16 protein-coding genes are annotated in these 25,012 nt (G+C 68.5%); 4 read left to right on the forward strand and 12 right to left on the reverse strand.

Annotated features, from left to right (window positions below; genetic code table 11):
* Window positions 1–43: 43 nt before the first annotated feature.
* The 3 genes from E0H75_RS01160 to E0H75_RS01170 all read right to left on the reverse strand — a co-directional run bounded on the left by E0H75_RS01160 (window position 44) and on the right by E0H75_RS01170 (window position 4,758).
* Entirely contained in the window at window positions 44–475 is a 432-nt protein-coding gene (locus E0H75_RS01160) for a Fur family transcriptional regulator (RefSeq protein WP_131511166.1), read from the reverse strand.
* 15 nt (window positions 476–490) lie between these two features.
* Window positions 491–3,232, reverse strand: a complete 2,742-nt coding sequence (gene topA / locus E0H75_RS01165; RefSeq protein ID WP_272948866.1) for a type I DNA topoisomerase — start codon at window positions 3,230–3,232, stop codon at window positions 491–493.
* Window positions 3,233–3,477: 245 nt separating this feature from the next.
* The gene (locus tag E0H75_RS01170) at window positions 3,478–4,758 is read right to left on the reverse strand and encodes an alpha/beta hydrolase (RefSeq protein ID WP_165553363.1); all 1,281 of its coding nucleotides are present in this window, start codon (window positions 4,756–4,758) and stop codon (window positions 3,478–3,480) included.
* A gap of 220 nt (window positions 4,759–4,978) precedes the next feature.
* Here E0H75_RS01170 and E0H75_RS01175 point away from each other — a divergent pair, with 220 nt between their 5' ends.
* Window positions 4,979–8,632: an NPCBM/NEW2 domain-containing protein gene (locus E0H75_RS01175; protein WP_165553365.1), complete on the forward strand. Its 3,654-nt coding sequence runs from the start codon at window positions 4,979–4,981 to the stop codon at window positions 8,630–8,632.
* Between the two features lie 588 nt (window positions 8,633–9,220).
* Window positions 9,221–10,666 carry a DUF7059 domain-containing protein gene (locus E0H75_RS01180; protein ID WP_238162751.1) on the forward strand — a complete coding sequence of 482 codons (1,446 nt, stop codon included), beginning with the start codon at window positions 9,221–9,223 and terminating at the stop codon, window positions 10,664–10,666.
* On the opposite strand, the gene E0H75_RS01185 is transcribed toward E0H75_RS01180, so the two are convergent.
* Together E0H75_RS01185 and E0H75_RS01190 are read right to left on the reverse strand one after the other, a co-directional pair.
* A complete protein-coding gene (locus E0H75_RS01185; RefSeq protein ID WP_131511169.1) occupies window positions 10,663–12,228 on the reverse strand; it encodes a GGDEF domain-containing protein in 1,566 nt (521 codons plus the stop codon). The two genes, E0H75_RS01180 and E0H75_RS01185, sit on opposite strands and share 4 nt — an antisense overlap.
* Before the next feature lie 23 nt (window positions 12,229–12,251).
* Window positions 12,252–13,808 carry a GGDEF domain-containing protein gene (locus tag E0H75_RS01190; RefSeq protein WP_131511170.1) on the reverse strand — a complete coding sequence of 519 codons (1,557 nt, stop codon included), beginning with the start codon at window positions 13,806–13,808 and terminating at the stop codon, window positions 12,252–12,254.
* A gap of 422 nt (window positions 13,809–14,230) precedes the next feature.
* Between E0H75_RS01190 and E0H75_RS01195 the strand changes: the two genes are divergently transcribed.
* Together E0H75_RS01195 and E0H75_RS01200 are read left to right on the forward strand one after the other, a co-directional pair.
* Window positions 14,231–15,190, forward strand: coding sequence for a hypothetical protein (locus tag E0H75_RS01195; protein ID WP_131511171.1), 960 nt, complete (start codon window positions 14,231–14,233; stop codon window positions 15,188–15,190).
* Between the two features lie 58 nt (window positions 15,191–15,248).
* Window positions 15,249–16,124, forward strand: coding sequence for a TIGR03619 family F420-dependent LLM class oxidoreductase (locus tag E0H75_RS01200; protein WP_131511172.1), 876 nt, complete (start codon window positions 15,249–15,251; stop codon window positions 16,122–16,124).
* Window positions 16,125–16,128: 4 nt separating this feature from the next.
* Here the strand turns inward: E0H75_RS01200 and E0H75_RS01205 are convergent, their stop codons facing one another.
* The 7 genes from E0H75_RS01205 to E0H75_RS01235 form a co-directional block, all read right to left on the reverse strand.
* A complete protein-coding gene (locus tag E0H75_RS01205) occupies window positions 16,129–16,608 on the reverse strand; it encodes an NUDIX domain-containing protein (RefSeq protein WP_202872792.1) in 480 nt (159 codons plus the stop codon).
* Window position 16,609: 1 nt separating this feature from the next.
* A complete protein-coding gene (locus E0H75_RS01210) occupies window positions 16,610–17,869 on the reverse strand; it encodes a cytochrome P450 (RefSeq protein WP_337589492.1) in 1,260 nt (419 codons plus the stop codon).
* A 374-nt stretch (window positions 17,870–18,243) separates the two neighbouring features.
* Window positions 18,244–19,038, reverse strand: coding sequence for a DUF2785 domain-containing protein (locus E0H75_RS01215; protein ID WP_131511173.1), 795 nt, complete (start codon window positions 19,036–19,038; stop codon window positions 18,244–18,246).
* Between the two features lie 195 nt (window positions 19,039–19,233).
* Window positions 19,234–19,998 (reverse strand): ABC transporter permease, encoded by a 765-nt coding sequence (locus E0H75_RS01220; RefSeq protein WP_131511174.1) that lies wholly within the window; start codon window positions 19,996–19,998, stop codon window positions 19,234–19,236.
* Window position 19,999: 1 nt separating this feature from the next.
* Window positions 20,000–20,992, reverse strand: coding sequence for an ABC transporter ATP-binding protein (locus E0H75_RS01225; protein ID WP_131511175.1), 993 nt, complete (start codon window positions 20,990–20,992; stop codon window positions 20,000–20,002).
* A 346-nt stretch (window positions 20,993–21,338) separates the two neighbouring features.
* The gene (locus E0H75_RS01230) at window positions 21,339–22,661 is read right to left on the reverse strand and encodes a DUF4142 domain-containing protein (RefSeq protein WP_131511176.1); all 1,323 of its coding nucleotides are present in this window, start codon (window positions 22,659–22,661) and stop codon (window positions 21,339–21,341) included.
* A gap of 50 nt (window positions 22,662–22,711) precedes the next feature.
* Window positions 22,712–25,012, reverse strand: coding sequence for a sodium-translocating pyrophosphatase (locus E0H75_RS01235; protein ID WP_131511177.1), 2,301 nt, complete (start codon window positions 25,010–25,012; stop codon window positions 22,712–22,714).

Genomic DNA, 25,012 nt, shown 5'->3' on the forward strand with positions numbered 1-25,012 from the left:
TGTTCACATATCCACACCGATGAACAGATATGGACAGTGAGACTCAGCTCTGGCACTCCACGCACACGCCGACCAGGGCGACCTGCTCGGGCGCCAACTGGAAGCCGAGCTCGCGCTGGACCTTCTTCCGGGCGGCCTCCAGGATGTCGCCCGGAGCGTCGTACACGGTGCCGCACTCGGAGCAGCGCAGGTGCAGGTGGCGAGGCGCGAGATCCCCAGCCAAGTGGTACGTCGTCCCGGCGCGCCCGAGGTGGACGTGCGTAACGAGGCCGAACTCACCGAGCGCGTCCAGCGCCCGGTAGACGGTGGCGCGGTGGATCCCCGGACGCAACTCCTCGGCGCGCTCGCCGATCTGCTCGGCGCTGAGGTGCTCCTCCGTGCCGGCGAGCACCTCGACGACCGCCAGCCGGGCCGGTGTGACCCGCTCGCCACGGTCCCGCAGCCGCTGCGCGGTGACCTCGACAGCACTCGTCACATCGGCCTCCTCACGCTATGACTTCTTCGCGGCCGTCTTCTTGGTCGCCGTCTTCTTCGCGGCGGCCTTCTTGGTGGTGGTCTTCTTGGCCGCTGTCTTCTTGGCCGCTGTCTTCTTCGCCGCGGTCTTCTTCGCGGGCGACTTCCGGGCCGTCTTCTTCACCGGTCCACGAGCCCGCTTGTCGGCGAGCAGTTCGGCCGCGCGCAGCAGCGAGATGCTGTCGACCGAGTCGTCCTTGCGCAGGGTCGCGTTCGTCTCGCCGTCGGTCACGTACGGACCGAAGCGGCCCTCCTTGACCACCACGGGCTTGCCGGACTCCGGGTCCTCGCCCAGCTCCTTCAGCGGCGGCGCCGCGGCCCGACGGCCACGCTGCTTCGGCTCGGAGTAGATCTTGAGCGCTTCCTCGAGGGTGATGTCGAACATCTGCTCCTCGGTCGCCAGCGACCGCGAGTCCGTCCCCTTCTTCAGGTACGGCCCGTAGCGCCCGTTCTGCGCCGTGATCTCCTCGTCCGTCGACGGGTCCTTGCCGACCACCCGCGGCAGCGACAGCAGCTTCATCGCGTCGCCGAGGTCGATGCTCTCCAGCGTCATCGACTTCAGCAGTGAACCGGTCCGCGGCTTGGCGCTTTTCGGCGCGTCCTCCGGCAGGACCTCGGTCACGTACGGCCCGAACCGCCCGGCCTTCGCGACCACCTTCAGGCCGGTGTCAGGCGCGTTCCCCAGCTCGTGCTCGACCCCGGACGGCTGGCTGAGCAGTTCCTGGGCCTTGTCCACGGTCAGCTCGTCCGGCGGCAGGTCCTCCGGCACGTTGGCGCGCCGCTCGTCCTTGTCCTCGACGTACGGCCCGTAGCGCCCGACCCGGAGCACGACCCCGGAGTCGTCGCCGCCGACCGGGAACGTCGACATCTCCCGGGCGTCGATGTCGCCCAGATCGCTGACCATCGACTGCAGGCCCTCGACGCCGTCGTCACCGAAGTAGAACCGGCCGAGTACGCCCTCGCGCTGCAGGTTGCCGGCCGCGACCTCGTCGAGGATGTCCTCCATCGACGCGGTGAACGTGTAGTCCACCAGCCGGGTGAAGTGCTCCTCCAGCAGCCGCACGACCGCGAACGCCAGCCAGGCCGGCACCAGCGCCTGGCCCTTCTTGTAGATGTATCCGCGGGCCACGTTCGTGCCGAGGATGGTCGCGTACGTCGACGGACGGCCGATCTCGCGCTCTTCCATCTCGCGAATCAGCGTGGCCTCGGTGTAGCGGGCCGGCGGCTTGGTCTCGTGCCCGGAGGCCAGCACCTCGATCGCGGGCAGTACGTCGCCCTCGGTCACGTCGGGCAGCCGGGTCTCCTGGTCGTCCGTCCCGGCGGACGGGTCGTCCGCGCCCTCGACGTACGCCTTCAGGAAGCCGTGGAAGGTGATCACCCGGCCGGACGAGGTGAACTCGCACTTCTCCCCGGTCGACGCGGTCGCGTCGATCCGGATCGAGACGCTGCGTCCCTCGGCGTCCTTCATCTGGGACGCGATGGTGCGCATCCAGATCAGCTCGTAGAGCCGGTACTCAGCACCCGACAGACCGGTCTGCGCCGGGGTCTGGAAGACCTCGCCGGCCGGCCGGATCGCCTCGTGCGCCTCCTGCGCGTTCTTCACCTTGGAGGTGTAGACGCGCGGCTTGTCCGGCAGGTACGACGCGCCGTACAGCTCCCGGACCTGGGCCCGGGCCGCGGTGATCGCGGTGTCGGACAGCGTGACGCTGTCCGTACGCATATAGGTGATGTTGCCGTTCTCGTAGAGCCGCTGGGCGATCTGCATGGTCTGCGAGGCGGACATGCCGAGCTTGCGGCCGGCCTCCTGCTGCAGCGTGGTGGTCCGGAACGGCGCGTACGGCTTGCGGGTGTACGGCTTGGAGTCGATCGACCGGACGGAGAACTGCGAGTCGCGCAGCGCGCCGGCCAGTGCGGTCGCGGTCGCCTCGTTCAGATGGACCGTGTTCTGGCTCTTCAGCTCACCGATCGAGCTGAAGTCGCGCCCCTGAGCCACCCGTCGGCTGTCCACCGAGATCAGCCGGGTCGGGAACTGCCGGGGCGAGCGACCCTCACCCGCGTCGAGAGTGGCGTCCAGGTCCCAGTACGACGCGCTGCGGAACGCGATCCGCTCCCGCTCCCGGTCGACCACCATCCGGATCGCGACGGACTGCACGCGGCCCGCCGACAGCTTCGGCATGACCTTCTTCCACAGCACCGGCGAGACCTCGTAGCCGTACAGCCGGTCGAGGATCCGGCGCGCCTCCTGCGCGTCGACCAGCGCCTCGTCGATGTCGCGGGCGTTGCCGACCGCGTCCTGGATCGCCTTCGGGGTGATCTCGTGGAAGACCATCCGCTTCACCGGGACCCGCGGCTTCAGCTCCTCCAGCAGGTGCCAGGCGATCGCCTCGCCCTCGCGGTCCTCATCGGTGGCCAGGAAGAGTTCGTCGGCGCCCTTGAGCAGGTCCTTCAGCTTGCGGATCTGGGCCCGCTTGTCCGCCGGTACGACGTACAGCGGGTCGAAGTGGTCCTCGACGTTCACGCCGAGCCGTGCCCACGGCAGGCCCTTGTACTTCGCCGGGATCTCGTCCGCCCCGCTCGGCAGATCACGGATGTGGCCGAAGCTCGACTCCACCACGTACCCGGACCCCAGGAAGCCGGCGATCATCCGCGCCTTCTTCGGCGACTCGACGATCACCAGGCGGCTGCCCGCCGATGTCTTCGTCCCTGCTGCCCCTGCCACTGCGCTCCTTGCTCTCGCTCTCGTCCTGCGCCAACGTCCATGACCGGACGTCTGTTCCCCCGGACACAGACCGACCCCGTCCGAGGACAGGGTACGGCCGACGGCAACACATTTCTCAACGCACGGTAACCGCTGCCACCCCGGTCCGCCTCCCAGGGTTTCAGAAAGTGGCGAACCACCCACAGTCGTCGCGCGTCGCGGCGCGGCCACCTCCGGCCCCCGAGATGTCCCGAGGGTACGCCGTCTCAGCGGACGAAACGGATCTCCGGGTATTTCGGGGAGTCGCCGCGGAGCAGCAGCCCGGGCCGGCGGCGCAGGGTCTGGTCGAAGAACGCCACGAGGTATTCGCGCTGCGCGAGCACGCTGCGCGCGGGGTCGGCCTTGCCGACGAGGGCCGTCATCACCGAGGTGATGATCGGGTCGTCGCCGTAGATCGCACGGAACAACTGGTCGAAGACGAACTGGTAGTCGGTGAACGCCTTCTGCTTGGCGCCGGCGAGCCGGAGGTTGAGCTTCCAGCCGCGCTGCGCCGCCCAGAAACTGGCCCAGGACTTGTCGTAGTTCTCCTGGTCCGGATCGGTCCGCTGCGTGGTGTCCGATCCGAACAGCAGGAACGGCTGGTCCAGACCCTTACGCGCGACGTCGCCGAGCGGACCCTTCGCGAGGTCGTCCTGCAAGGTGCCGTCCAGATCCAGGCCGGCCGAGATCCGCCGGTCCTCGAGCAGCGTGTTCGCGGTCGCGTAGCCGCCGAGCGAGAAACCGAACATGCCGACCCGGCGCAGGTCCAGCCCGGCCGCCAGCCCCGGCGGGAGATCGTTGCCCTCGGCACCGGGATTCTGCCCGGCGGCGATCTTCTCCAGCTGGTCCAGCACGAACCGCGCGTCGGCCGTGCGGGTCTCGACCGCCTTCCGGGTGAAGACCGGATCCGGCAGCTGCGACGCCGGCACGCCGGGCAGGAACCGCCCACCGGGGAACTCGACCGGCGTCTCGTGGGTGTGGTCCATCGTCACCACGACGTACCCGCGGCTGGCCAGCTCCTCGACCTGGGCGGTGTTCACAAAGCGGCTGTACTGATAGCCGGGAGAGAACAGGACGACGGGGTGCCGCATCGGCTGCATCGGCGCGTCGATGCGCGAGTGCGTCTCGGTGCCGGCGAAGTCGAACGAGCCGGGCGGCAGTGCGAGGCCGTACTCACCGGTCCAGGTGTCGTCCACCTCCTTGGCGGTCCGGGCCGGCATGTACTTCGCGAACGGCGCCGAGCCGATCACCGAGGCCGGGTACCAGATGCTGATCATCAGCTCGCGCCGGCCGCTCGGCATGCTCGGGTCCGGCCGGGACTGGTCGATCAGGTGGACGGCGGTCGTGCCGAGCGCCTTGCGCCCGGTCGGCGCCGGTAGCTCGAAGGTCACCGGGTGGAAGTCGGGGTCGTCTTGGTCCGGGTCGAACCGAACGGCTCTGGCGACGCCGGGAGCGGCCATCGCGAGGCCTGCGGCCAGCCCTGCCGTCAGCACACCCCGCCTTGTCACAGGCCTCGTCACAACCTTGGTGACCATGTGGCTGGTGGTGCGGATGGGACGCCTGTTCGCCATGCGACTCATCGTCACGGCCACATTTCACCCCGTGATAGCGACCTCGTCTCAACTTCATGACGGCGAGCTGATGACAACTGCCGACGGGTGAGCTTCAATGAGCGCACTCTTGTTCATAGATGCGTGAAGTGAGGCAGTCGTGAACATCTCCGCCCGCATGAAACGTTCATTAGTCGCCTTGGCCCTGATCGCCGGCGCCCTCGTGCACACGGCCGCTCCTGCGCAGGCCGACAGCACCGCGCTCGGTGACGTCACCGGTTTCGCGGCCGACAAGGCGACGTACACCCTGACGGCCGGTGCCGCGAAGGTCCGGGTCGTCTTCCTGAAGGACGACGTGTTCCGGCTCTGGCTGGCGCCCGACGGGAACTTCACCGACCCGGCCGGTACGCCGCCCACCGACCCGAACGAGCCCGCGTCGACAATCGTCACCAAGACCGACTACGGCACCCCGCACACCTCCTGGCGGGACCGCGGCTCGTACTACTCGCTCACGAGCGGCAAGGTCGAGGTCCGCGCGCAGAAGCACCCACTCAAGTTCAGCGTCTACCGCGGCAACGGCCAACTGGTCTGGGCCGAAACGGCGCCGCTGTCCTGGGACGACACGTCCACCACTCAGTCGCTGGGCCGTGGACCGAGCGAGCAGTTCTTCGGCGGCGGCATGCAGAACGGCCGCTTCTCGCACCGGGACCAGACCATCACCATCTCCCGCGACTTCAACTGGGAGGACGGCGGCAACCCGAACGCTTCGCCGTACTACATGAGTACGGCCGGGTACGGCGTACTGCGGAACACCTTCAGCCCCGGTAGCTACAGCTTCACCGACCCCGTCGTCACCAAGCACGACGAGCAGCGGTTCGACGCGTACTACTTCATCGGCGACCTCAAGACCTCACTGGACCGCTACACCGAGCTCACCGGCCGCCCGTTCATGCCGCCGATCTACGGACTCGAGTACGGCGACTCGGACTGCTACAACCGCGGTCACTACGGGACGGACCCCGACCCCAGCAACGACTGGAAGGTGCACCCGGACAAGGTGACCACGCTGGACGCGGTGAAGGTCGCGCAGCGGTTCAAGGACGAGGACATGCCCGGCGGCTGGATGCTGGTCAACGACGACTACGGCTGCGGCTACTCCGACGACACCGACTCCGAGCAGGTCGACGGCACCTGGTGGGGCAAGCGGGAGATCCCCGCGCTCAAGCAGACCGGTGACGAACTGCGCAACCGCGACATCCAGATGGGTCTGTGGACGCAGTCGTCGCTGGACCGCCAGCCGGACGAGGTCGGCGAGGCCGGAGTGCGGGTGCGCAAGTTGGACGTCGCCTGGGTCGGCCCGGGCTACCGGCACGCGCTGAGCGCCTGCGACACCGCACATGACGGCATCGAGCAGTACAGCAACGCCCGCGGCTTCGCCTGGATGGTGGAGGGGTGGGCCGGTGCGCAGCGGTGTGCGGTGCAGTGGACCGGTGACCACAGCGGTTCGCTGGACGCCATCAAGTGGCAGATCCCGGCCATCACCGGCTCCGGCAACTCCGGCATCGCCTACAGCGCCGGCGACGTGGACGGCATCTTCGGCGGCTCCGCCACTTCGTACGTGCGCGACATGCAGTGGAAGGTGTTCAACCCGGCGTTCATGACCATGTCCGGCTGGGCCACACCGGCGATCAAGCAGCCGTGGGCCTACGGCGAGCCGTACACCTCGATCAACCGCAAGTACCTCAAGCTCCGCGAGCGCCTGCTGCCGTACTTCTACACCTACGCCGCCGAGGCGCACCGGACCGGCGCACCGCTGAACCGGTCGCTGGTGCTGGAGTACCCGAACGACCCGAAGACCTGGGACGACACCACGAAGTACGAGTTCCTGGCCGGTCAGGACTTCCTGGTCGCGCCGATGTGGGGTGCGGACGAGGTGAAGGGCGGGATCTACCTGCCCAAGGGTCAGTGGGTCGACTACTGGACCGGCCGGGTCTACCAGGGTCCTACGACCGTCAACGGCTACCACGCCGCGCTCGACACGCTGCCGCTGTTCGTGAAGGCCGGTGCCGTCGTACCGATGTGGAAGCAGGGCATCAACTCCGCGGCCGAGCAGGGCTTCGGCGAGCGGCTCACGCTCGACATCTACCCGCAGGGCAAGTCGTCGTTCAGCCTCTACGAGGACGACCGGGTCACCCGGTCGACCAAGTCCGCGACGCAAACCCTCACCGTGGACGCACCGACGCAGTCCCGCGGCGATGTGACAGTGAAGATCGGCGCGAGTGTCGGGACGTACGCCGGCAAGCCCGCAACCCGTCCGTACGAACTCACGGTCCACACCGGCACCGCACCGCGCGAGGTCACCGTGGACGGCCGCAAGGCCAGTTGGACCTATGAAAACGGAGTCGTCCGGGTACAGACCGCGCCGATCTCCACCGCACGCACCGCAGTGGTCCGGCTCAGCGGGACCTCTTCCGTCGGTGGATCCGACGTGACGAACACCTTCGGGACACCCGAGCTCACCACGCCGTCGTTGTGGAACGCTCCGGGCCAGGCGACCGAGGTCACTGCCACGTTCCGCAACGGCAGCCCGACCACCATGCGCAACGTGAACCTCGCGCTCCAGCCGCCGGCTGGGTGGACCGTCGCCGGGCAGAAGGTGTTCGACAACGTCCGGCCTGGACAGACCGTCACGACCAAGCTGCAGGTCACCCCCGGCGCTGAGGTGAAGCCGGCGAGCTTCACGCTGGAGCTGGCCGCAACCTACGTTGCGCAAGGCAAGAGCTGCACGAACAGCGCGGTCGCGACGGCTCAGTTGCCCTATGCATCGTTGTCCCAGGCAGCGAACGTGGTCGGTGTCAGTGACGCAACGACCTATGCCCAAGGCAACTTCGACGGATCCGGCGACAGCTACAACGGCGAGGCACTCGCGGCGGCCGGCTACACGCCGGGCGCGACGGTGACCGTCCAGGATGCCGAGTTCACCTGGCCGACCGGAGCACCCGGAACGCCCAACCTGGTGAAGAACCAGCCCGCTCCGATCCTTGTCTCCGGCACCGGTTCGCATCTCGCGCTCCTGGGCGCCGGCGCGAGTCTCAACGCCCGCGGCACCGTGACGATCGTCTACGCCGACGGGACGGAATCCCAAGGCACGTTCCAGCTGCCCAACTGGTGCTGCCAGGACCCGGCCACCGGTGGAGCCAAACTGGCGGTGTCGGTGAAGGGTCGCTACACCCCGGCGGGTCTCGCCAACACCACGACCGACTATCGCGTCTTCTACACCGCCGTACCGCTCGATCCGGGCAAGACGGTCAAGGCGATCAAGCTGCCCGGCGGTGGGCTCGGGTTCTTCGCCGCCACGATCGCCGACAAGCCGTTGCCTCCGGCACCGACCGGTGAGCAGTGGGTGAGCGACCTGGAGTTCCTCGACTCGACGAACGGCTGGGGTCCGGTCGAACGGGACCACAGCAACGGCGAGGACGGCGCCGGTGACGGTGGGCCGATCACCCTCGACGGCGTGCAGTACGCGAAGGGTCTCGGGACCCACGCGGCGTCGTCGGTGAGTGTCCGGATGGGCGGGAACTGCAAGACCTTCACCGCCAAGGCCGGGATCGACGACGAGATGGAGGACCGCGGCAAGGTCAGCTTCAAGGTCCTCGTCGACGGGACCGCGAAGTACACCTCGGACCTGCTCACCGGTACGTCGCCGACCGCGAGCGTCTCGGTGGACGTGACCGGCGGCCAGACGCTGACGCTGCAGGTCACCGACGGCGGCGACGGCGTCACCAGCGATCATGCCGACTGGGCAGAAGCCAACCTGACCTGCAACCCATAACCCACCCAACGACGCCACCCACCGCACCACCCCGCCACCGCACGACCCACCACCCCACCACCCGCCGCCCCAACAACTCCCCCCGCCACGCCGCCACCCGCCACCCGCCACCCGCCACCCGCCACGCTCACCCACCCCGCCACACCCACAGGGGCATTTGAGCGGATAACCCTCCAAATGCCCCCTTCCACCCTCGTATTCAGACCGCAGAACCGACTACTTCAGGGGTTGTCCGTCCACCTTGCCTGCTGTGTGGTCGGTTCAGGCTGGGGTGTGGGGCGGCGTACAGACGGACAGGAGGTGTCAGGCCGTACGTAGTGCACCTGAGCGCAGGCGTTGCCCTGCGTACGGCGTCTCACAACTGCACTACCTGTCGGTCTGCACACCGCCTGTCCGCGCACCACCTGTCCGCGCACCACCCGTCGGCAGACGACCGGCTGGTGACCGGCGCCGTCCTGGCCGTGACGTGCAGAAGGACGGTTGTCCCCTCGAATGACCGGTTCTCTGGCCGAAATACGGCGGGAGAAGGGGCAAGCTCAAGGGTTGTCCCCTGAAATTTGCCGGAGGGGGTGGTGGGAGGATGAGCGCGTGAACGGACTGACGGGGAGCGACGTGGACGCGCTGCGAGAGGCGTTCACGGTAGCCGGGTACACGGTTGAGGGAGTGGCCGGCCGGCTGGGTCCTCAGGCGAACGGTGCGCTGGCCCGCAACGAGACCACTCTCGCGGGCCGGCGCACCTCGTCCGGCGACCCCCTCGACACGATCATCCGGTTGTTCCTGCTACAACACGACGTACCGGAATCCCTTGCCCTGCGGGCTTTTCCGGGTATCGACCTGGTTGCTCTCGGCATCATCGCGGTCGACGGCGGTTCTGCTCGGGCTCGCCTCGACATCAGGCCGTACGCCGAGGACGACCGGCAATGGTGGGTGATCGCGGACCTGACGCCCGGCCTGGACGGGCGGCGCGAGCCGATGCGCAGCGACTACGCTCTCGGGATCTCGTCAGCCAGCCTCAGCCTGGTCAATCTGACCGTGCCGATCAAGGCCGAACGGGCACTCGACATCGGCACCGGCAGCGGGATCCAGTCGCTGCATCTGTCCAACCGGGTCAACCAGGTCGTCGCCACTGACGTGAACCCCCGCGCGCTCCGGCTGGCCCGGTGGACGGGCGCGCTGAACCGGATCGAGCTCGATGTCCGCGAAGGCAGCCTGTTCGAACCGGTCCGGGGCGAACGCTTCGATCTGATCGTGAGCAACCCGCCGTACGTGATCTCACCTCCGGGCGACGATCAGCTGACGTACCGCGAGACGGGGTTCGCCGGCGACTCCCTCGTCGAGCAGCTGGTGCGGCAGGCGCCGGACCACCTGACCGAGGGTGGCTGGTGCCAACTGCTCGCCAACTGGACCTACGTCCGCGGCGAGGACTGGCGTGACCGGATCGCTGCGTGGACAGGCGATCGGTCCGCCTGGGCAGTGCAACGCGAGCAGCTCGACCCCTCCGAGTACGTCGAACTCTGGCTCCGCGACGCCGGTGCGCCTGGCACACCGTCGTACACCTCTCAGTACGACGCCTGGATGCGCTGGCTGGACGCGCAGGACGTGGAAGCGATCGGCATGGGCTGGATCACCTTGCACAACGTGGCAGGGACGCTCGACGCCGAGGAGTGGCCTTACGAGATCGAGCAGCCGATCGGTCCGCACCTACTGCACCGGTTCGAGCGGGCAGAGGGAACGCCGGCTGACCTGACCGGGCTGCATCTGGTGGTAGCGGACGACGTGATCCAGGAGACGACCGGGCGACCGGGTGCGGAGGATCCGGCGGCCATCGTGTTGCGGCGCCAGCGTGGGATGCGGCGGGCGGAGCAGGTCGACACCGTGCTGGCCGGCTTCGTCGGTGCGTGTGACGGCGACCTGACTGTCGGGCAGATCCTCGCCGCGCTCGCCGACCTGTTGGATCGTCCGGTCGTGGAGGTCCTGCAGGACTACCTGCCGCAGATCCGTCGCCTGGTGGTGGAAGGGTTCCTGGACTACTAGGCCTGTCCGCGGCGGCGGCGTTTCTCGGCGTACATCCGCCGGTCCGCCTCGGTCAGCAGTTCGCCGACCGCGATGCCGTCGGTGCTGCTGGCCTGGCCGATGCTCAGCCGCAGCATCGTGAACCACGGTTCGACCGCGCTCGCCGCGACCCGGTCGGCCGTGGACTTGATCCGCTCGACCAGCTCCCGCGCGCCGCGCTCGTCCGGATTGTCCAGCACCACGACAAACTCGTCGCCACCAGCGCGCGCGACCACGTCCTCGGCACGACTTTGCTCGGTCAGGAGCTGGCCGACCCGGCGCAGTACCGCGTCACCGCAGGCGTGCCCGTAGCTGTCGTTGATGACCTTCAGGTTGTCGACGTCGATGGCGATCACCGCGACCGATCGCGCGGCGTCGTGGGCCACCGACATCCGTTCATCCAGCGCACGCCGATTGCCCACACCGGTCAGCGGATCCTCACGCGCCGCGCGCCATTCCGCGTCGTGTCTGATCGACAACTCATGGTTGGCCAGTGCGGTCCGTACGGCGTACAGACCGCGCAGCCGCTCCGCCCACCAACCTCTGGTGATCGCCCGCGCGTACTGCAGGCCTGTCGCGGCTCCCGCGTCACCCGACTCGGCAACGATCTGTACGGCGGTGTGCCGGATCAACGCCTCCACCGGCGGATCCGAGGTCGGCGGAAGATCCGTGCCGGCCCGGTCCGCGGCCTCCATCGCATCGTCGAGTTGGCCCATGGCGGCGTACGCCTTGGCCAGATAGGCACCCGCGATCGCGGCCAGCTCCAGGTCGCCCAGCTTCGCCAACTGGTCCCGGCAGTCCTTCAGGATCACCGTGGCCTCGGCGGCCTCGGTGTCGTCGTTGCTGGCGGCCAGCCACATTCGGCCGGCGATCGGCCAGTACCCGAGCAGGTCGGCGCCGACGATCACCTGGATCGCCTCACCCGCCCACCGGCGCGCCTCCCGCCGCCGTTCGGCGATCTCCTCGCCGTACGACGTGTCGCCGAGCCGCTCGAGCTCGTGCGCCCAGCGGAGGTTGGACTCGGCCAGGTTGAGCCGGTTGATCGCCGGAGCCTCCGCCAGCCCGAGTGGGTCGTGGTCGCCCTCGGCGGCAAGCTCGAAGTGCGGGATGCACAGCTCGTACAGGCGGAGCAGATCGTAGGCGTAGCCGAGGCCGGTGTGGGCCCAGCCGGCCAGGCCGAGATCGCGGGTCCGGGACAGCGCGTTCTCCGCCGCGACCAGGTCCGCGACCGAGTCGCCACCCTCGCCGGTACGGATCAGCGTGACGATCCGGATCGCGATCGCGTTCGCCTCCCAGCCCGGCTCGTCGATCGCCCGCGCGACCCGGATACAGGCGTTGACCGCGTCCAAGGCCTCCATCGCGTCGGTGGCGTGGTGTGCCGCGACGGCCCGCACGTACTCGGCCGCGGCGCGCTCATGCGTCGGCTCCGGCCCGAGTTCGACCAGCAACCGGTTGATCTCGGTCGCCGCCTCAGCCGGATTACCCGACTGGGCCCGGGTCATCGCCGCCGCGATCCGCGCCGTCACCCCCGACGTCTCGCGCAAGAAACCTCCCCTGAGTGCCTGCCTCACCGCTGACGACGTTTGTCGCCGTACAGCCGCCGATCCGCCGTCGCGATCAGCTGGTCCACTGCAACACCTTCCGCCGTAGCGGCGTACCCGATGCTCAAACCGAGCCGCCGCAGCCACGGCTTGTCCGTCGCCGCCGCGATCGCCCTGACCGCGGTCCGGATCCGCAGTGCCAGCAGCGCACCGCCCTTGGCGTCCGGCTGATCGAGCACCACGACGAACTCGTCGCCCCCCGATCGAACCACGGCATCAGTTGCTCGCGCCTGTTCTACCAGCAGGTTTGCCACAACCTGCAGCAATTCGTCCCCGCAGGCGTGCCCGAACGTGTCGTTGACCACCTTCAGGTTGTCCACATCGATCGCGAGGACAGTCACAGCCCGCCCCGAATCACGCGCCGCGGTCAGTCGCTCGTCGAGCGCGCGCCGATTCCCCACGCCGGTCAGGGGATCCTGCCGCGCCGCATGCCACTCAGCGTCGTGCCGCGCCGAAAGGTCGTGCGCGGCAAGCGCATGCCGTACGGCGGTCAGCGCACGCTGCCGCTCCTTCCACCAACCGCGCGCCTCCGAACGCGCATACTCCAACCCTGCAACGGCTCCCCGCTCACCGGACGCGGCGGCGATCTCCGATCGGGTCTGCAGAACCAGCACGTGCGTGGCCGGATCCGCCAATGGAATCAGGTCATCCGCGGCCCGATCGGCCGCCGCCCTTGCCTCTTCGGACTTGCCCTGTGCTTGCAGAGCCCTGGCCAGGTAGGCGCCCGCGATCGCGAGCCGCTCGGTCTCACCCAGCTTGCTGATCTCGTCGCGGCACTCGGTCAGCTCGGCCACCGCCGAGTCCGGATCGTGGTCGGTCGCCGCGCCGGCCAGCCACAGCCGCGCACTCAACCGCCAGAACTCCTGGCTCTCGTCGTCGACGATCACCCGCTCACCCTCACGCGCCCAGTACGCCGCCGATCCGAGCCGCTCGCGGATCTCCCCGACGTACGACGGATCGCCCAGGCGCTCGAGCTCATGCGCCCACCGGAGATAGGTCTCGGCGAGATTCAGCCGGTCGATCGCCTCCGACTCGGCCAGCTCGAACACGTCGGCGTCCGCCCGGGCCGCCTGCTCGTAGTGCGGGATGCACAGCTCGAAGAGGCGAAGTACGTCGTACGCGTAGCCGAGACCTGTGTGTGCCCAGGCGGCCAGGCCGGGATCCTTCGTCCGGATCAGCGCCTGCTCTGCGGCGACCAGGTCGTTGACGGTGTCACCACCGCGGCCGCTGCGGGCGAGGTTGATGATGCGGATCGCCAAGGCGTTGGCTTCCCAGCCCGGCTCGTCGATCGCCTTCGCGACCGCGATACACGCGTCGACGGCCTTGAGCGCCTCGTCGGCGTCGCTGGCATGGTGCGCCGAGACACCGCGCACGTACTCCGCCGCGGCCAGCTGATAGCTCGGCACGCCACCCAGCTCGGCCCGGATCAGCTCGATCTCGGCAGCCGCGCTCGCATGCCCACCGGACTGAGCCGATGTCATTGCGGCGGCGATCCGGGCGGTCAGTACGTCGCCCGTCGCCATCTCGCCACTCCCCATACCCGCCGGCGGCCTCCCCTGATCCTCACCCGCACCTCGGGCCGGACCGCCCATTGTGACCACCCACCCCCACCTCTGTCACGACCCGATCCGGCCAACGACCACCTAGTGCCACCCCAAAACTACCCACCGCCATTCCGGACCCCAAAGTTCACCAAACTCCAGTGGTTCCCCACACCCCACAACCCGACGCCTGCAGACAGCTGGTTCCCCCACGCGTGCAGGTGCATCCTCTGAAGACTGCGGACAGTGGACCGGCGGTGGCTGCGGCGACTGGGTGGGGTGGTTTGGTAACTCTGCGGGGGGTTCAGGCATCTAGGGGGTGAGGGGTCTAGCCGTCGGTGGCTGCGTGTCTGGGGCTGGGAGTCGTGGTGGTCGTGCGGCAGATCGGAGCGGAGGGGATTCCGATGAAACTCAGGCGGGTAGTGGTAGTGGTTGCGGTCGCGGGGTTGGGGCTGGTGGGAGGACTGGGCGCGGGGCCGGCGGCGGGTGCGGAGGTGCAGGTCAAGCCGAAGGCGTCCAGCGCGGCGGGACCGACGGCGGTGAACGACGCGTGCCGGCAGAGTGTCGGTTGGTTCACGGCGACCGGGATGAACGGTCGGGCCGCGTTGTTCTCCACGCGGCCACCGACCATCGTGGCGTCCGAGCAGTCGTGGCAGGTGTTGCCGGTGAAGGCGAGCGCCAACTGGTACACGTCGCCCATCGATGGGAGCTTCTGGGAGTACGGGAACGTCATCAGCGGATCGGCCCTGTACTACGCCGAGATCTTCTGGGCGCATGCCGATCCGACCCAGCCCAGCATCGGCACGCGCCGGATCGGTGGTGGCTGGGATCGGTTCACCCAGATCCAGACCTCCAACTACCGCGACCAGCAGGGCGAGACCCACAACCCCATGTTCGGCACCCTGTACGGCCTCCGCGACGACGGTGTTCTGTATCGCTGGGTCACGAAGGCCGGTCGTACGGCGCGCCCGGAGTCGTACCCCGGGTTCTCGGCGGTCAAGGCGATGACACTGATCAGCACCACCGCGACGTACGACACCCTGCTGGCCACCCTCCGCGGCGGATCGCTCTACACGATCCGGATCCCGGTCGCGTCGCCCATGAAACCGATCGTCAAAGCCGTCCGTACGTCCACCTGGCAAGGCTTCGAATCCCTCGTCGCCACCAGGTGCGGCACCCAGAGCACCCTGCTCACCGGCATCGACCGCGACACCGGCAGCGCCTACATGTACGCCGTCGGCCACGCCAACGGACTCTCGACTCCGATCCAGAGCCTCGGCAAGGTGCCGTACGCCTTCAGCAACCCGGTCAACCACACCTTCGGTGGCGCGAACGGTGTCGTGGACAACCTCTTCGGCGAGTAAGTTGCCTTGACCCTGGGGGCAACGTTCTAAGGTGCTGCCCCACGGCGGAAGGAACGGGATGAAGTTCGCGGTCAGCTACAGCACGACCATGTTCGGAGTGGATCCGGATCACTTGGCGGCGTTCGCGCAGCATGCGGAGGCGTGTGGATTCGAAGGGATCTACGTGCCGGAGCGGGTGGCGCTGACGACCGGTGACACGTTCGGCGGTACCGAACTGCCGGTGACGCTGCCGTACGGCGCTCCGCTCGACCTGCTCACGTACGTCGCTGCGGCGACCGAGCGGATCCTGCTGGGAACCGGAGTGTTGCTGCTGCCGTACTACCACCCGGTGATGCTGGCGAAGCGGCTGGCGACGATCGACGTGCTCTCGAAGGGGCGGATGCGACTGCTCACCGTGGGCATCGGCGCTCTGCCGAGTGAGGCAGTGGCGGCCGGCGTGGATTTCAGCACCCGCGGTCGCCGCGCCGACGAGGCGATCGACGTACTGCGGCTGCTGTGGTCCGACGAGGCGGACGGGGCCAGCTACTCCGGTGAGTTCTTCGAGTTCAAGAACGTCCACAGCTTTCCGAAACCCCTGTCCCGGCTGCCGATCCACGTCGGCGGGTCGAGCCGCGCCGCGGCCCGGCGGGCGGGACTGCGCGGTGACGGGTACTTCGCCGGCGGCGCGCTGATGGGCGACGAGCGCGCGGCCCAGTGGGACCTGGCTCAGACCATGGCAGGCGACCGCACCCTCGACTACACACGCTGGGGTTCGATCGAGCTGACCCCTGCCTCGCTCGAGGCGTACGCCGCCCAGGGAGTCACCCGCCTGGTGGTCGGCACGTCGAGCCCGGACCCCTCCGAGCAACGCGACCAACTCTCCGCCTTCGCCGACCGCTTCGCCCTGAGCCCAAGCACCCCAAGCACCCCAAGCACGCCGAGCCCCCCGAGCTGAGAGCTCAGGCGACGCGCACGCCGTGCTCACAGAGGGCCGTCGTGCCTTCGTGCACGGCCGCGAGGGCAGCGGTGAGTCGATCGGCCAACAGCGGCTTCACCCGCGCGCGTACGTCGGCCAGGGAGTAGAGCCCGACGGACAGAATCTCCCCGTCCGGGAACGTGAACGCGGCCAGGTCGGCCTCCGTCACGACACCGCCGTCGAAGACGAAGATCATGCCTTCGAGGCGGCCGTCGTACGCGTGCACGTGATCCACCAGCAGCAACCGCCCGATCGGCCGCTCCGCCCCGAGCTCCTCCTTCAGCTCGCGGGCCGCCGCCACCCACGGCGCCTCGTTGGCCTCGACCACACCCCCGGGCAGCTCCCAGTTCGGCTTGTACGACGGCTCCACCAGCAGAACGCGATCGTCCTCACCTCGGAACAACACCCCCGCCGCCATCCGCTTCCGCGGCAACCCGGCGGCGTACTGCTCGGTGGACTGCACGTCAGCCGGCCACCTGCTCGGGCTCTGCGGCGTGGAGCTGGACGGGCAGAGTCTCGACGCCGTAGACGATGGAGAAGTCGCGGAACCTGAGCTGCTCCTCGGGAATGGCGAGGGACAGGTCGGGGAAGCGGTGGGCCAGCGCGGAGAACGCGGCCCGGAGTTCCATCCGGGCGAGTTCGGCGCCGACGCAGCGGTGCATGCCGTGGCCGAAGGCGAGGTGCGCGGCCGGTGCGCGACGCGGCCAGAACTCCTCCGCGTCCGGACCGAACACCTCCTTGTCGCGGTCGGCCCCCGACAGCGACACCGCGACCAGGTCGCCCTTCTTCACCTGCTGGCCGAACAGGTCCTGGTCGTGCCGCGCGAACCGTGGGAACGCCACCTGGACGACGGTCAGATACCGCAGCAGCTCCTCGACGATCGCGTCGACCGCCCCGGGTTCGTTGCGGATCCGCTCGAAGTTCTCCGGGTTGCGCATCAGCACCAGCGTGCCGAGCGCGAGCATGCTCGCGGACGTCTCGTAACCACCCAGGAACACGCCGTCGGCGAGCCCACCGAGCTCGACGTCGTCGATGTCGTCACCCTGCTCGCGGATGATCGACCCGATCAGTCCGTCGCCCGGGTTCTTGCGCTGTTTGCGGACGATCTCGAACAGGAAGTCGCGGGACTCGCTGGCCGAGCCGAACACCCCGATCCCACCACCGGACAGGTCGAACCGCGCCGGCCCGAGCGCCCGGAAGCGGTCGCGATCCGACTCCTCGACGCCCAGCAGGTCGGCGATCAGCAGGAACGGCACGTTGAAGGCGAAGTCCGACACGATGTCTGCGACCGGACCCTTGGCCTCCATCAGGTCCAGCTGGTCCTGGACGATCTTCTCGATCGCCGGCTCCAGCCGCGCCAGCCGCCGCTTGGTGAACTCCGGTGTCAGCAGCTTCCGCAGCCGGGTGTGGTCCGGCGGGTCGGTGAACCCGAGCCCCCCGATCCCCTCCGACGGCTTGTTCGGGTCCGAGCCGACCAGCGGCCGGATGTCGTTGCTGAAGTTCGTCGAGTCGGCGAGCACGGACTTGGCCTCCGCATGCCCGCTCACCACCCAGACGTTGAGCCCGAACAGATGCGCCAGCTTGTGCACGGGCTCTTCCTCGCGCACCTTGGCCAGCTCCGGCACCGGGTCCACGCCGTGACGGCGCAGCGGCATCGAGACCTGGCTGGGAAACATCCGCATCTTCGACAGGTCGAGACCACCCTTGCGAGTGGTCCTGTTCAAGATCCGGCTGCCGACCCATCTCTTCAGGTATGTCGCAACCATGACTTCCACGCGCCCTCTCTGAACTGCTTGCCCCCGACGGCTTTCGTCACCTAAAAAGTAGCGTTGCCAAGGAGCAGATCTGATGGTGTTGGCACTACTGCGGTAGTGGCGTTGGCACCACCATGGGAGGGGACCACGGCAATACCAGCACAGACCTTGTCATGAACGAGATCTCTGCATCTACCGGAAACCACCTGTACATCGCCCTGGACCGCGGCACGCCGTACCTCGGGGACACTTCAGGGAAATCTCAGCCGAAAGTCGGATGCGGGTCTCATCCTTCGACGGCTGTGGTGCGGATGTGATCAAGTCAACACCCGTCCGCCGCAAGCTCACAGATAGTACGGCGTCACCATCCGGACGACCTCGGTGATCTTCGCCTTCACGAGGTCGCGGTGCGGGATCTGCGTGACCGGGCCGGAGCTCGGCACGCGAACGCCGTGGTCGACCAACAGGTAGAGGACCCGCAGCGTGCGGATGGTGTTGGTGACCTCCGGTGTGATGCCCTCGCTCGGCGGATTGGCGAGGATCCGGACGGCGGGGTCGAGCCACTCGGTGGCATCGGTCTCGGTGAGATCTGAGCGGGTCAGGGTGGTCGCCAGAGCGTAGCCGAGGCGGTCGTCCTCCATGTCCCGCAGGACGTACTGTGTCGGCGTCAGAATGCGGCCTATGCCCAACCGGAGCATCTGCACCGGCTCGACGGCCGGATGCAGCCCGAGGGCGCCCAGCAGGTCGGAGCCGTGCGCGATCGCGTGCAGCCAGCCGAGCTTGGCGTCGTACCCGCGCAGGTCCTCCTCGGCGACGTACCAGCGTTCGAACGGCGGCACCCAGTGCGGCTCGAAGACACCTGCGGTGACGATGCAGTCCAGGATCAGCGGCGCGAACGTGCGGGCCTGCGTCTCGGGGTCCGCGAACCGCACCACCATCTCGTCGCCGAGCGCGCGCAGCTGATCGGCGGACAGTACGCCGCGGCCGATCCAGGTGGCGAGGATCGAGTACGCCTGGGCGTCGCGCAGCACCGGGTCCGGGGAGCGCAGCAGCGCGGACAACTCGGCGACGAGCTCGGTGAGCGGACGATCGGTCGGGACGGAGAACTCATCGGCGCGCACCTGCGCCCAGTCGGTCATGCGCGGCAGGCTAGACGCTTTCCCGCCGCCCCCGCCACCCCTACGCAGCGGTACGGCGACCGCCTCGGAGCAAGGGTGGGCCCGTGGAACGTGACGTTCCACGGGCCTCAGCGCGGCCAGGACCCCTCAGCCCGGCCGGGCCTCACGACCCCGGCCAGGGCCCCTCAACCACGGCCGGGATCGTCGTCATCGCGATCAGGCGTCGCGCTTGCTCGCCGTGAACAGGGCGATCACCAAAAGCGCCGCCGCCCAGCCGGCGAAGTACAGCAGGGCCCACCAGGGACCGAGGGCGAAGTCGCTGCCACCGGCACCCGCGCCGGCCAGACCGAAGTCCTGGCCCTGGTTCAGGAACGAACTGCCGTTCGCGAACGGCGCCCACTTGGCCAGGTCGTCGCCGACCTTGGGGATCAGCGTGACCAGGTTCTCCACCAGCAGCGGCCAGAGGATCAGGATCGCGATCGCACCGGCGCTCTGCCGGATCAGGATGCCGACCGCCACCGCGATCACCGCGGACAGCGCGAAGATCAGGCCCTGGCCGGCCAGCAGCCGCCACTCGGCCCCGGTGTTGATGGCCAGGTCCGCGTTGCCGGCGAACAGGCTGCCGATGCCCCAGGCACCGAACGACGCGATCAGGCCGATGACCCCGGCCAGGAAGGCCACGACCGCGGTCTTGCCGAGCAGCAGCGCGGCACGCTGCGGAACAGCCTGGAAGCTGGTCCGGATGGTGCCGAAGCGGTACTCGGTGGTGACCGCGAGGGCCGCCATCACCATCATCACCATCTGGCTGAGCTGCGCGCCGGGCTGGGTGATGAAGATCGTCGCCTGCTGCTCGTCCGTGGAGTTCAGGAAGCCGGTGGTGAGGGCGGCGAAACCGACGGTCAGGAACGCCGCGATGACCATGCACCACCACGGCGAGCGGGTGGAGAAGAGCTTGATCCGCTCGACTGTGATCACCGACATGTCAGTTGTCCTCCTTCGGACCCGCAGCCACCTCGGCGGCGGTCGGCGCCTCGAGCTGGGTCACCGCGGCGACCTCGTCGTGCGCGTGGTATTCGACCGAATCCCCGGTCATCTGCATGAACGCCTGCTCCAGCGAGCCGCGTTGCAGGGTCAGTTCGTGCAGCACGATGCCGTGCGCGGCGGCGGCCTCACCGACCTGGTCGGTGCTCAGGTCGCCCTCGACGAACAGGACCTTGCCCTGGTCCTCGACGTCCTCGATCCGAGTGACCAGCTGCTGCTGTTGCAGCACACCGGCCAGCTGGTCGAGCTGCGGGGTCCGGACCTTGACCGTCGTACCGCTGGCGCGGTCGACGAACTCCTGGGTGGTGCTCTGGGCGATCAGCCGGCCGCGGCCGATGACGATCAGTTCCTCGGCGGTCAGCGCCATCTCGGACAGCAGGTGGCTGGACACCAGCACGGTCCGGCCCTCATCGGCCAGCCGGTGCATGAAGGTGCGGATCCAGACGATGCCCTCCGGGTCGAGGCCGTTGACCGGCTCGTCGAACAGCAGCACCTCAGGGTCGCCGAGCAGTGCACCGGCGATGCCTAGCCGCTGCGACATACCCAGTGAGTAGGCGCCGGCCCGCTTGTTCGCGACCGTGGTCAGGCCGACCATCTCCAGTACCTTGTCGACGCTGTCCTTCGGCAGCTTGTTGGAAGCCGCCATCCAGGCCAGGTGCGATCGGGCCGACCGGTTCGGGTGCACCCACTTGGCGTCCAGCAGCGCGCCGACCTTGGTCAGCGGCTGGTGCAGGTCGCGGTAGCGCTGGCCGTCGATCCGGACGTCGCCGGATGTCGGGGTGTCCAGGCCGAGGATCATCCGCATCGTGGTCGACTTGCCGGCCCCGTTCGGGCCGAGGAAGCCGGTCACCTTGCCGGGTTTCACCTCGAAAGACAGGTTGTCAACGGCAACAGTTGCGCCGTATCGCTTGGTGAGGCCCTTTGCCTCGATCATCGCCTACTCCTCGTTCGGTGGCGCCAGTGTTCCCGGTCGGGCGGTGGTGTCGCATTGAGTTCAGTATCGAGGTCGGACCGGTGCAGAACATCGGACCCGGGGCGGATCCGGTGTGTCCACCCGTGGGTTGATTCTGCCGTCCGCCCGGGCCAGGCGACCATCCGTTAAAGCCCTGACCACGACCCCGACGATCCCCCATCCGGCCACCCGCCCACATCAGCCGAAAGTCGACGACCGGCCGTACTTCGGTTGGGAGTAGATGGAAGTGACTACCAAAAGAACGGCCCCCGCGGCTAGGTCGTGTCTGGTAATCCCGCGCAGTAGGCGCGGGATTGCCAGCCACGGCCTAGTCCACCGGAACACCGTAGAGCACGAGATTGCTGCTGTAGCGGTGCGTCGTGTGGTTGTACGAGCCGGTGCAGGTCACCAGCGCCAGCCGCGGCTTCACTGCACCGTGGAAAAGGTCCGCGGGCAACGCTTCCTGCCGGTAGGTCCGGCGCGCCACGATGCGGTACCAGTGCACGTCTCCGCCCCCGGCCGTCACGGCAACCCTGGTGCCCACCCGCACCCCTGAGAGCGCGGCGAACACTCCGCGACCGCGAGCCGTGTCCACGTGACCGGCCAGCAGCACCGTACCGCCGGCCGAGCCCGGCGCCGCACCAGCCGCCCACCAGCCCACGTCGGCCGCCGACGCAGGCATCTGCAGCCGCCCGTCGCCGGCGGTCGCCACCGGCTGCACCGATGCCTCCAGGACGCCAGGCAGCTTCAGTCGCACCGGCGGAACGGCAGCCTCGCGGTCCATGGCCGCCGCACTCGCGTCCGGGACCTGCCCGCTGTCACCGGGCCTGCCGAACACCATGACCAGTGCGGCACCGACCGCTACGACTCCGAGCAGACGCCGCCGGACCGGAACCGGCTTGCCGACAAGAAGGAGAAGTACGCCGACGCCGAACAGCAGCACCGCCGCCCGAGACCGAGTCCGCTCGGCATCGGCCACCTGACCGCCGTCGCCGGTCGACACGACCGGCGGCTTGGTCTCGTCCTTGCAGGGACCTGACAGCGTGCGCAGGTGCATCTCGATGACCGGTTTGGCGCCGTTGGCCACTGACTCGACGGCAGGCGAGGCGCTCTTCGGCAGCTCGCCCTCGACCAGTGCCAGGTACTGCTGGTGCAACTGGCGCTGCAACTCCAGCCAGGCGGCGTCGTACCCGGAAGTCCCGGCTTTGGCCGCGAGCGCGGCGAGCTGCTCACGCTGCGCGGCCGACGGCAGTGTCACCAGCCCGATGCCGAACTGATTGGCGACCTCGAGCTGCTGCGCGGCCAGCTTGCGATGATCGCGTTCCTCTTGGGCGGCGACGTTTTTCAAGCACGTAGTCCGGCCGTGGATCGTCCCCGAGTGGGCAGCCTGGATAATCGTCAGATCGAGTTGGTGGGCGGCGTTGAGATAGTCGGCATCCGGCTGCTGTGCGGTCGCGCTCGCAGGCTGCGCAGTTGCGAGCGCTCCCGCCACGATGAGAAGCAGGAGCGCCGAGAGACGGGCGAGCGTCGCCCGTCTCGGGGAAGCAGAGCCCGTGGCCGGTCGTCGAGGCACCGCTACCTCCCTACGCTCGGCGTAGCGCAGTTCGTCGTACAACGACAGTAAAAGGGCGGACCGTCCTGGTCCAGCCATACGAAACGGCCCGCCGGAAACCGGCGGGCCGTTTCTGCGTGTTACCGCGCTCAGGCGGCGGCGTTCACCTCGGCCGGGGTGTCGGAAATGACCGACTCACGGCGCTTGGAGACGAACACGGCAGCCGCCAGGATGACGACCGCGACCACGGCGATACCGATCCGCAGCGGCTTGTTGGTGTCGTCGCCGATCGCCGACAGTCCGACGACAGCCGGAGCGATCAGCACGGAGACCAGGTTCATCACCTTGATCAGCGGGTTGATGGCCGGGCCGGCGGTGTCCTTGAACGGGTCACCGACGGTGTCACCGATGACGGTGGCCTCGTGCGCGGGCGAGCCCTTGCCGCCGTGGTTGCCGTCCTCAACCAGCTTCTTGGCGTTGTCCCAGGCACCACCGGAGTTGGCCAGGAAGACCGCCATCAGGGTGCCGGCACCGATCGCACCGGCCAGGTAGCCGGCCAGCGCCCCGGCACCGAGGCCGAAGCCGACGGCGATCGGCGCAGTCAGCGCGAGCAGACCCGGAGTCGCCAGCTCCCGCAGCGAGTCGCGGGTGCAGATGTCGACGACCTTGCCGTACTCCGGCTTGCCCGTGCCCTCCATGATCCCGGGGATGTCGCGGAACTGACGACGTACCTCGTAGACGACCGCACCGGCGGCGCGGCCGACGGCGTTGATCGCGAGGCCGGAGAACATGAACACCACGGCCGCACCGAGGATCAGGCCGACCAGGGTTTCCGGGTTGAACACCAGCGCGGAAGCCTCGAACTTGGCGTAGTTGTCGCCCAGCGAGGACCGGATCGAGTCGGTGTAGGAGCCGAACAACGCGGTCGCGGCCAGTACCGCGGTGGCGATCGCGATGCCCTTGGTGATGGCCTTGGTGGTGTTGCCGACGGCGTCCAGTTCGGTCAGGATCTGGGCCGCCTCGCCGTCCACCTCGCCGGACATCTCGGCGATGCCCTGCGCGTTGTCGGAGACCGGGCCGAAGGTGTCCATCGCGACGATGACGCCGACGGTGGTGAGCAGACCACAGCCGGCCAGCGCGATCGCGAACAGCGCGACCACACCGGTGCCGCCGACCAGGAAGGCGCCGTACACGGCCGCCGCGATCACCACGGCGGTGTAGACGGCGGACTCGAAGCCGACCGAGATACCCGACAGGATCACGGTCGCGGCGCCGGTCAGCGAGGTCTTGCCGACGTCCTTGACCGGCTTGTCCTCGGTGCCGGTGTAGTAGCCGGTCAGGGCCAGGATGATGGCCGCCAGCACGATGCCGATGATCACCGAGACGGTGGCGATCAGCCGCGGGTCGCCGTCGGTCGCGGCGATCGTCTCGGTGGCGCCGGTCAGGTCCTTGAAGCTGCTCGGCAGGTAGACGAACGCTGCCACCGCACAGAGCACACCGGAGATGATCGCCGAGATGTAGAACGCCCGGTTGATCGTGCGCAGGCCGTTCTCACCGGTCCGCGGACGGGTCAGGAAGACGCCGATGACCGCGGTGATCGCGCCGATGGCCGGCACGATCAGCGGGAAGATCAGGCCCTGCTCGCCGAACGCGGCCTTGCCCAGGATCAGCGAGGCCACCAGCATCACGGCGTACGACTCGAACAGGTCGGCCGCCATACCGGCGCAGTCACCGACGTTGTCACCCACGTTGTCGGCGATGGTCGCCGCGTTGCGGGGGTCGTCCTCGGGGATGTTCTGCTCGACCTTGCCGACCAGGTCGGCGCCGACGTCGGCGGCCTTGGTGAAGATACCGCCGCCGACACGCATGAACATGGCGAGCATGGCGGCACCGAAACCGAAGCCCTCGAGCACGGTCGGGGCGTCGCCCTTGAACAGCAGCACGACCAGCGAGGCGCCGAACAGGCCGAAGCCGACCGTCGCCATGCCGACGGTTCCACCGGTGCGGAACGCGACCCGCATCGCGGGGTCGCGGCCCTCGTCGCGGGCCGCGGCGGCGACCCGGACGTTGGCGCGCGTCGCGAGCCACATCCCCAGGTAGCCGATCAGCGCGGAGAAGCCCGCACCGATCAGGAAGAAGACGGAGCGGAAGATCTTCAGCGTGGTCTCGTTGTCGCCGTCACTGTGGGCGGGCAACAGGAACAGCAGCAGGAACGCGACGATGGCGAAGACGCCCAGCGTTCGGAACTGCCGGTTCAGGTAGGCGGATGCGCCTTCCTGGACCGCCGCGGCGATCGTCTTCATGTTCTCGGTGCCATCGTTCGCGGCAAGCACCTGGCCCCGGAAGACCATCGCAATGGCGACCGCGAGGATCGCGATCACTCCGACGACGATCACCAGTGTGGTGTTGCTCGACGAAAGATCCACCGCTTGTGCAAGCAGCGCGGACAT

Source organism: Kribbella capetownensis, assembly GCF_004331485.1.
Classification (GTDB): Bacteria; Actinomycetota; Actinomycetes; order Propionibacteriales; family Kribbellaceae; genus Kribbella; species Kribbella capetownensis.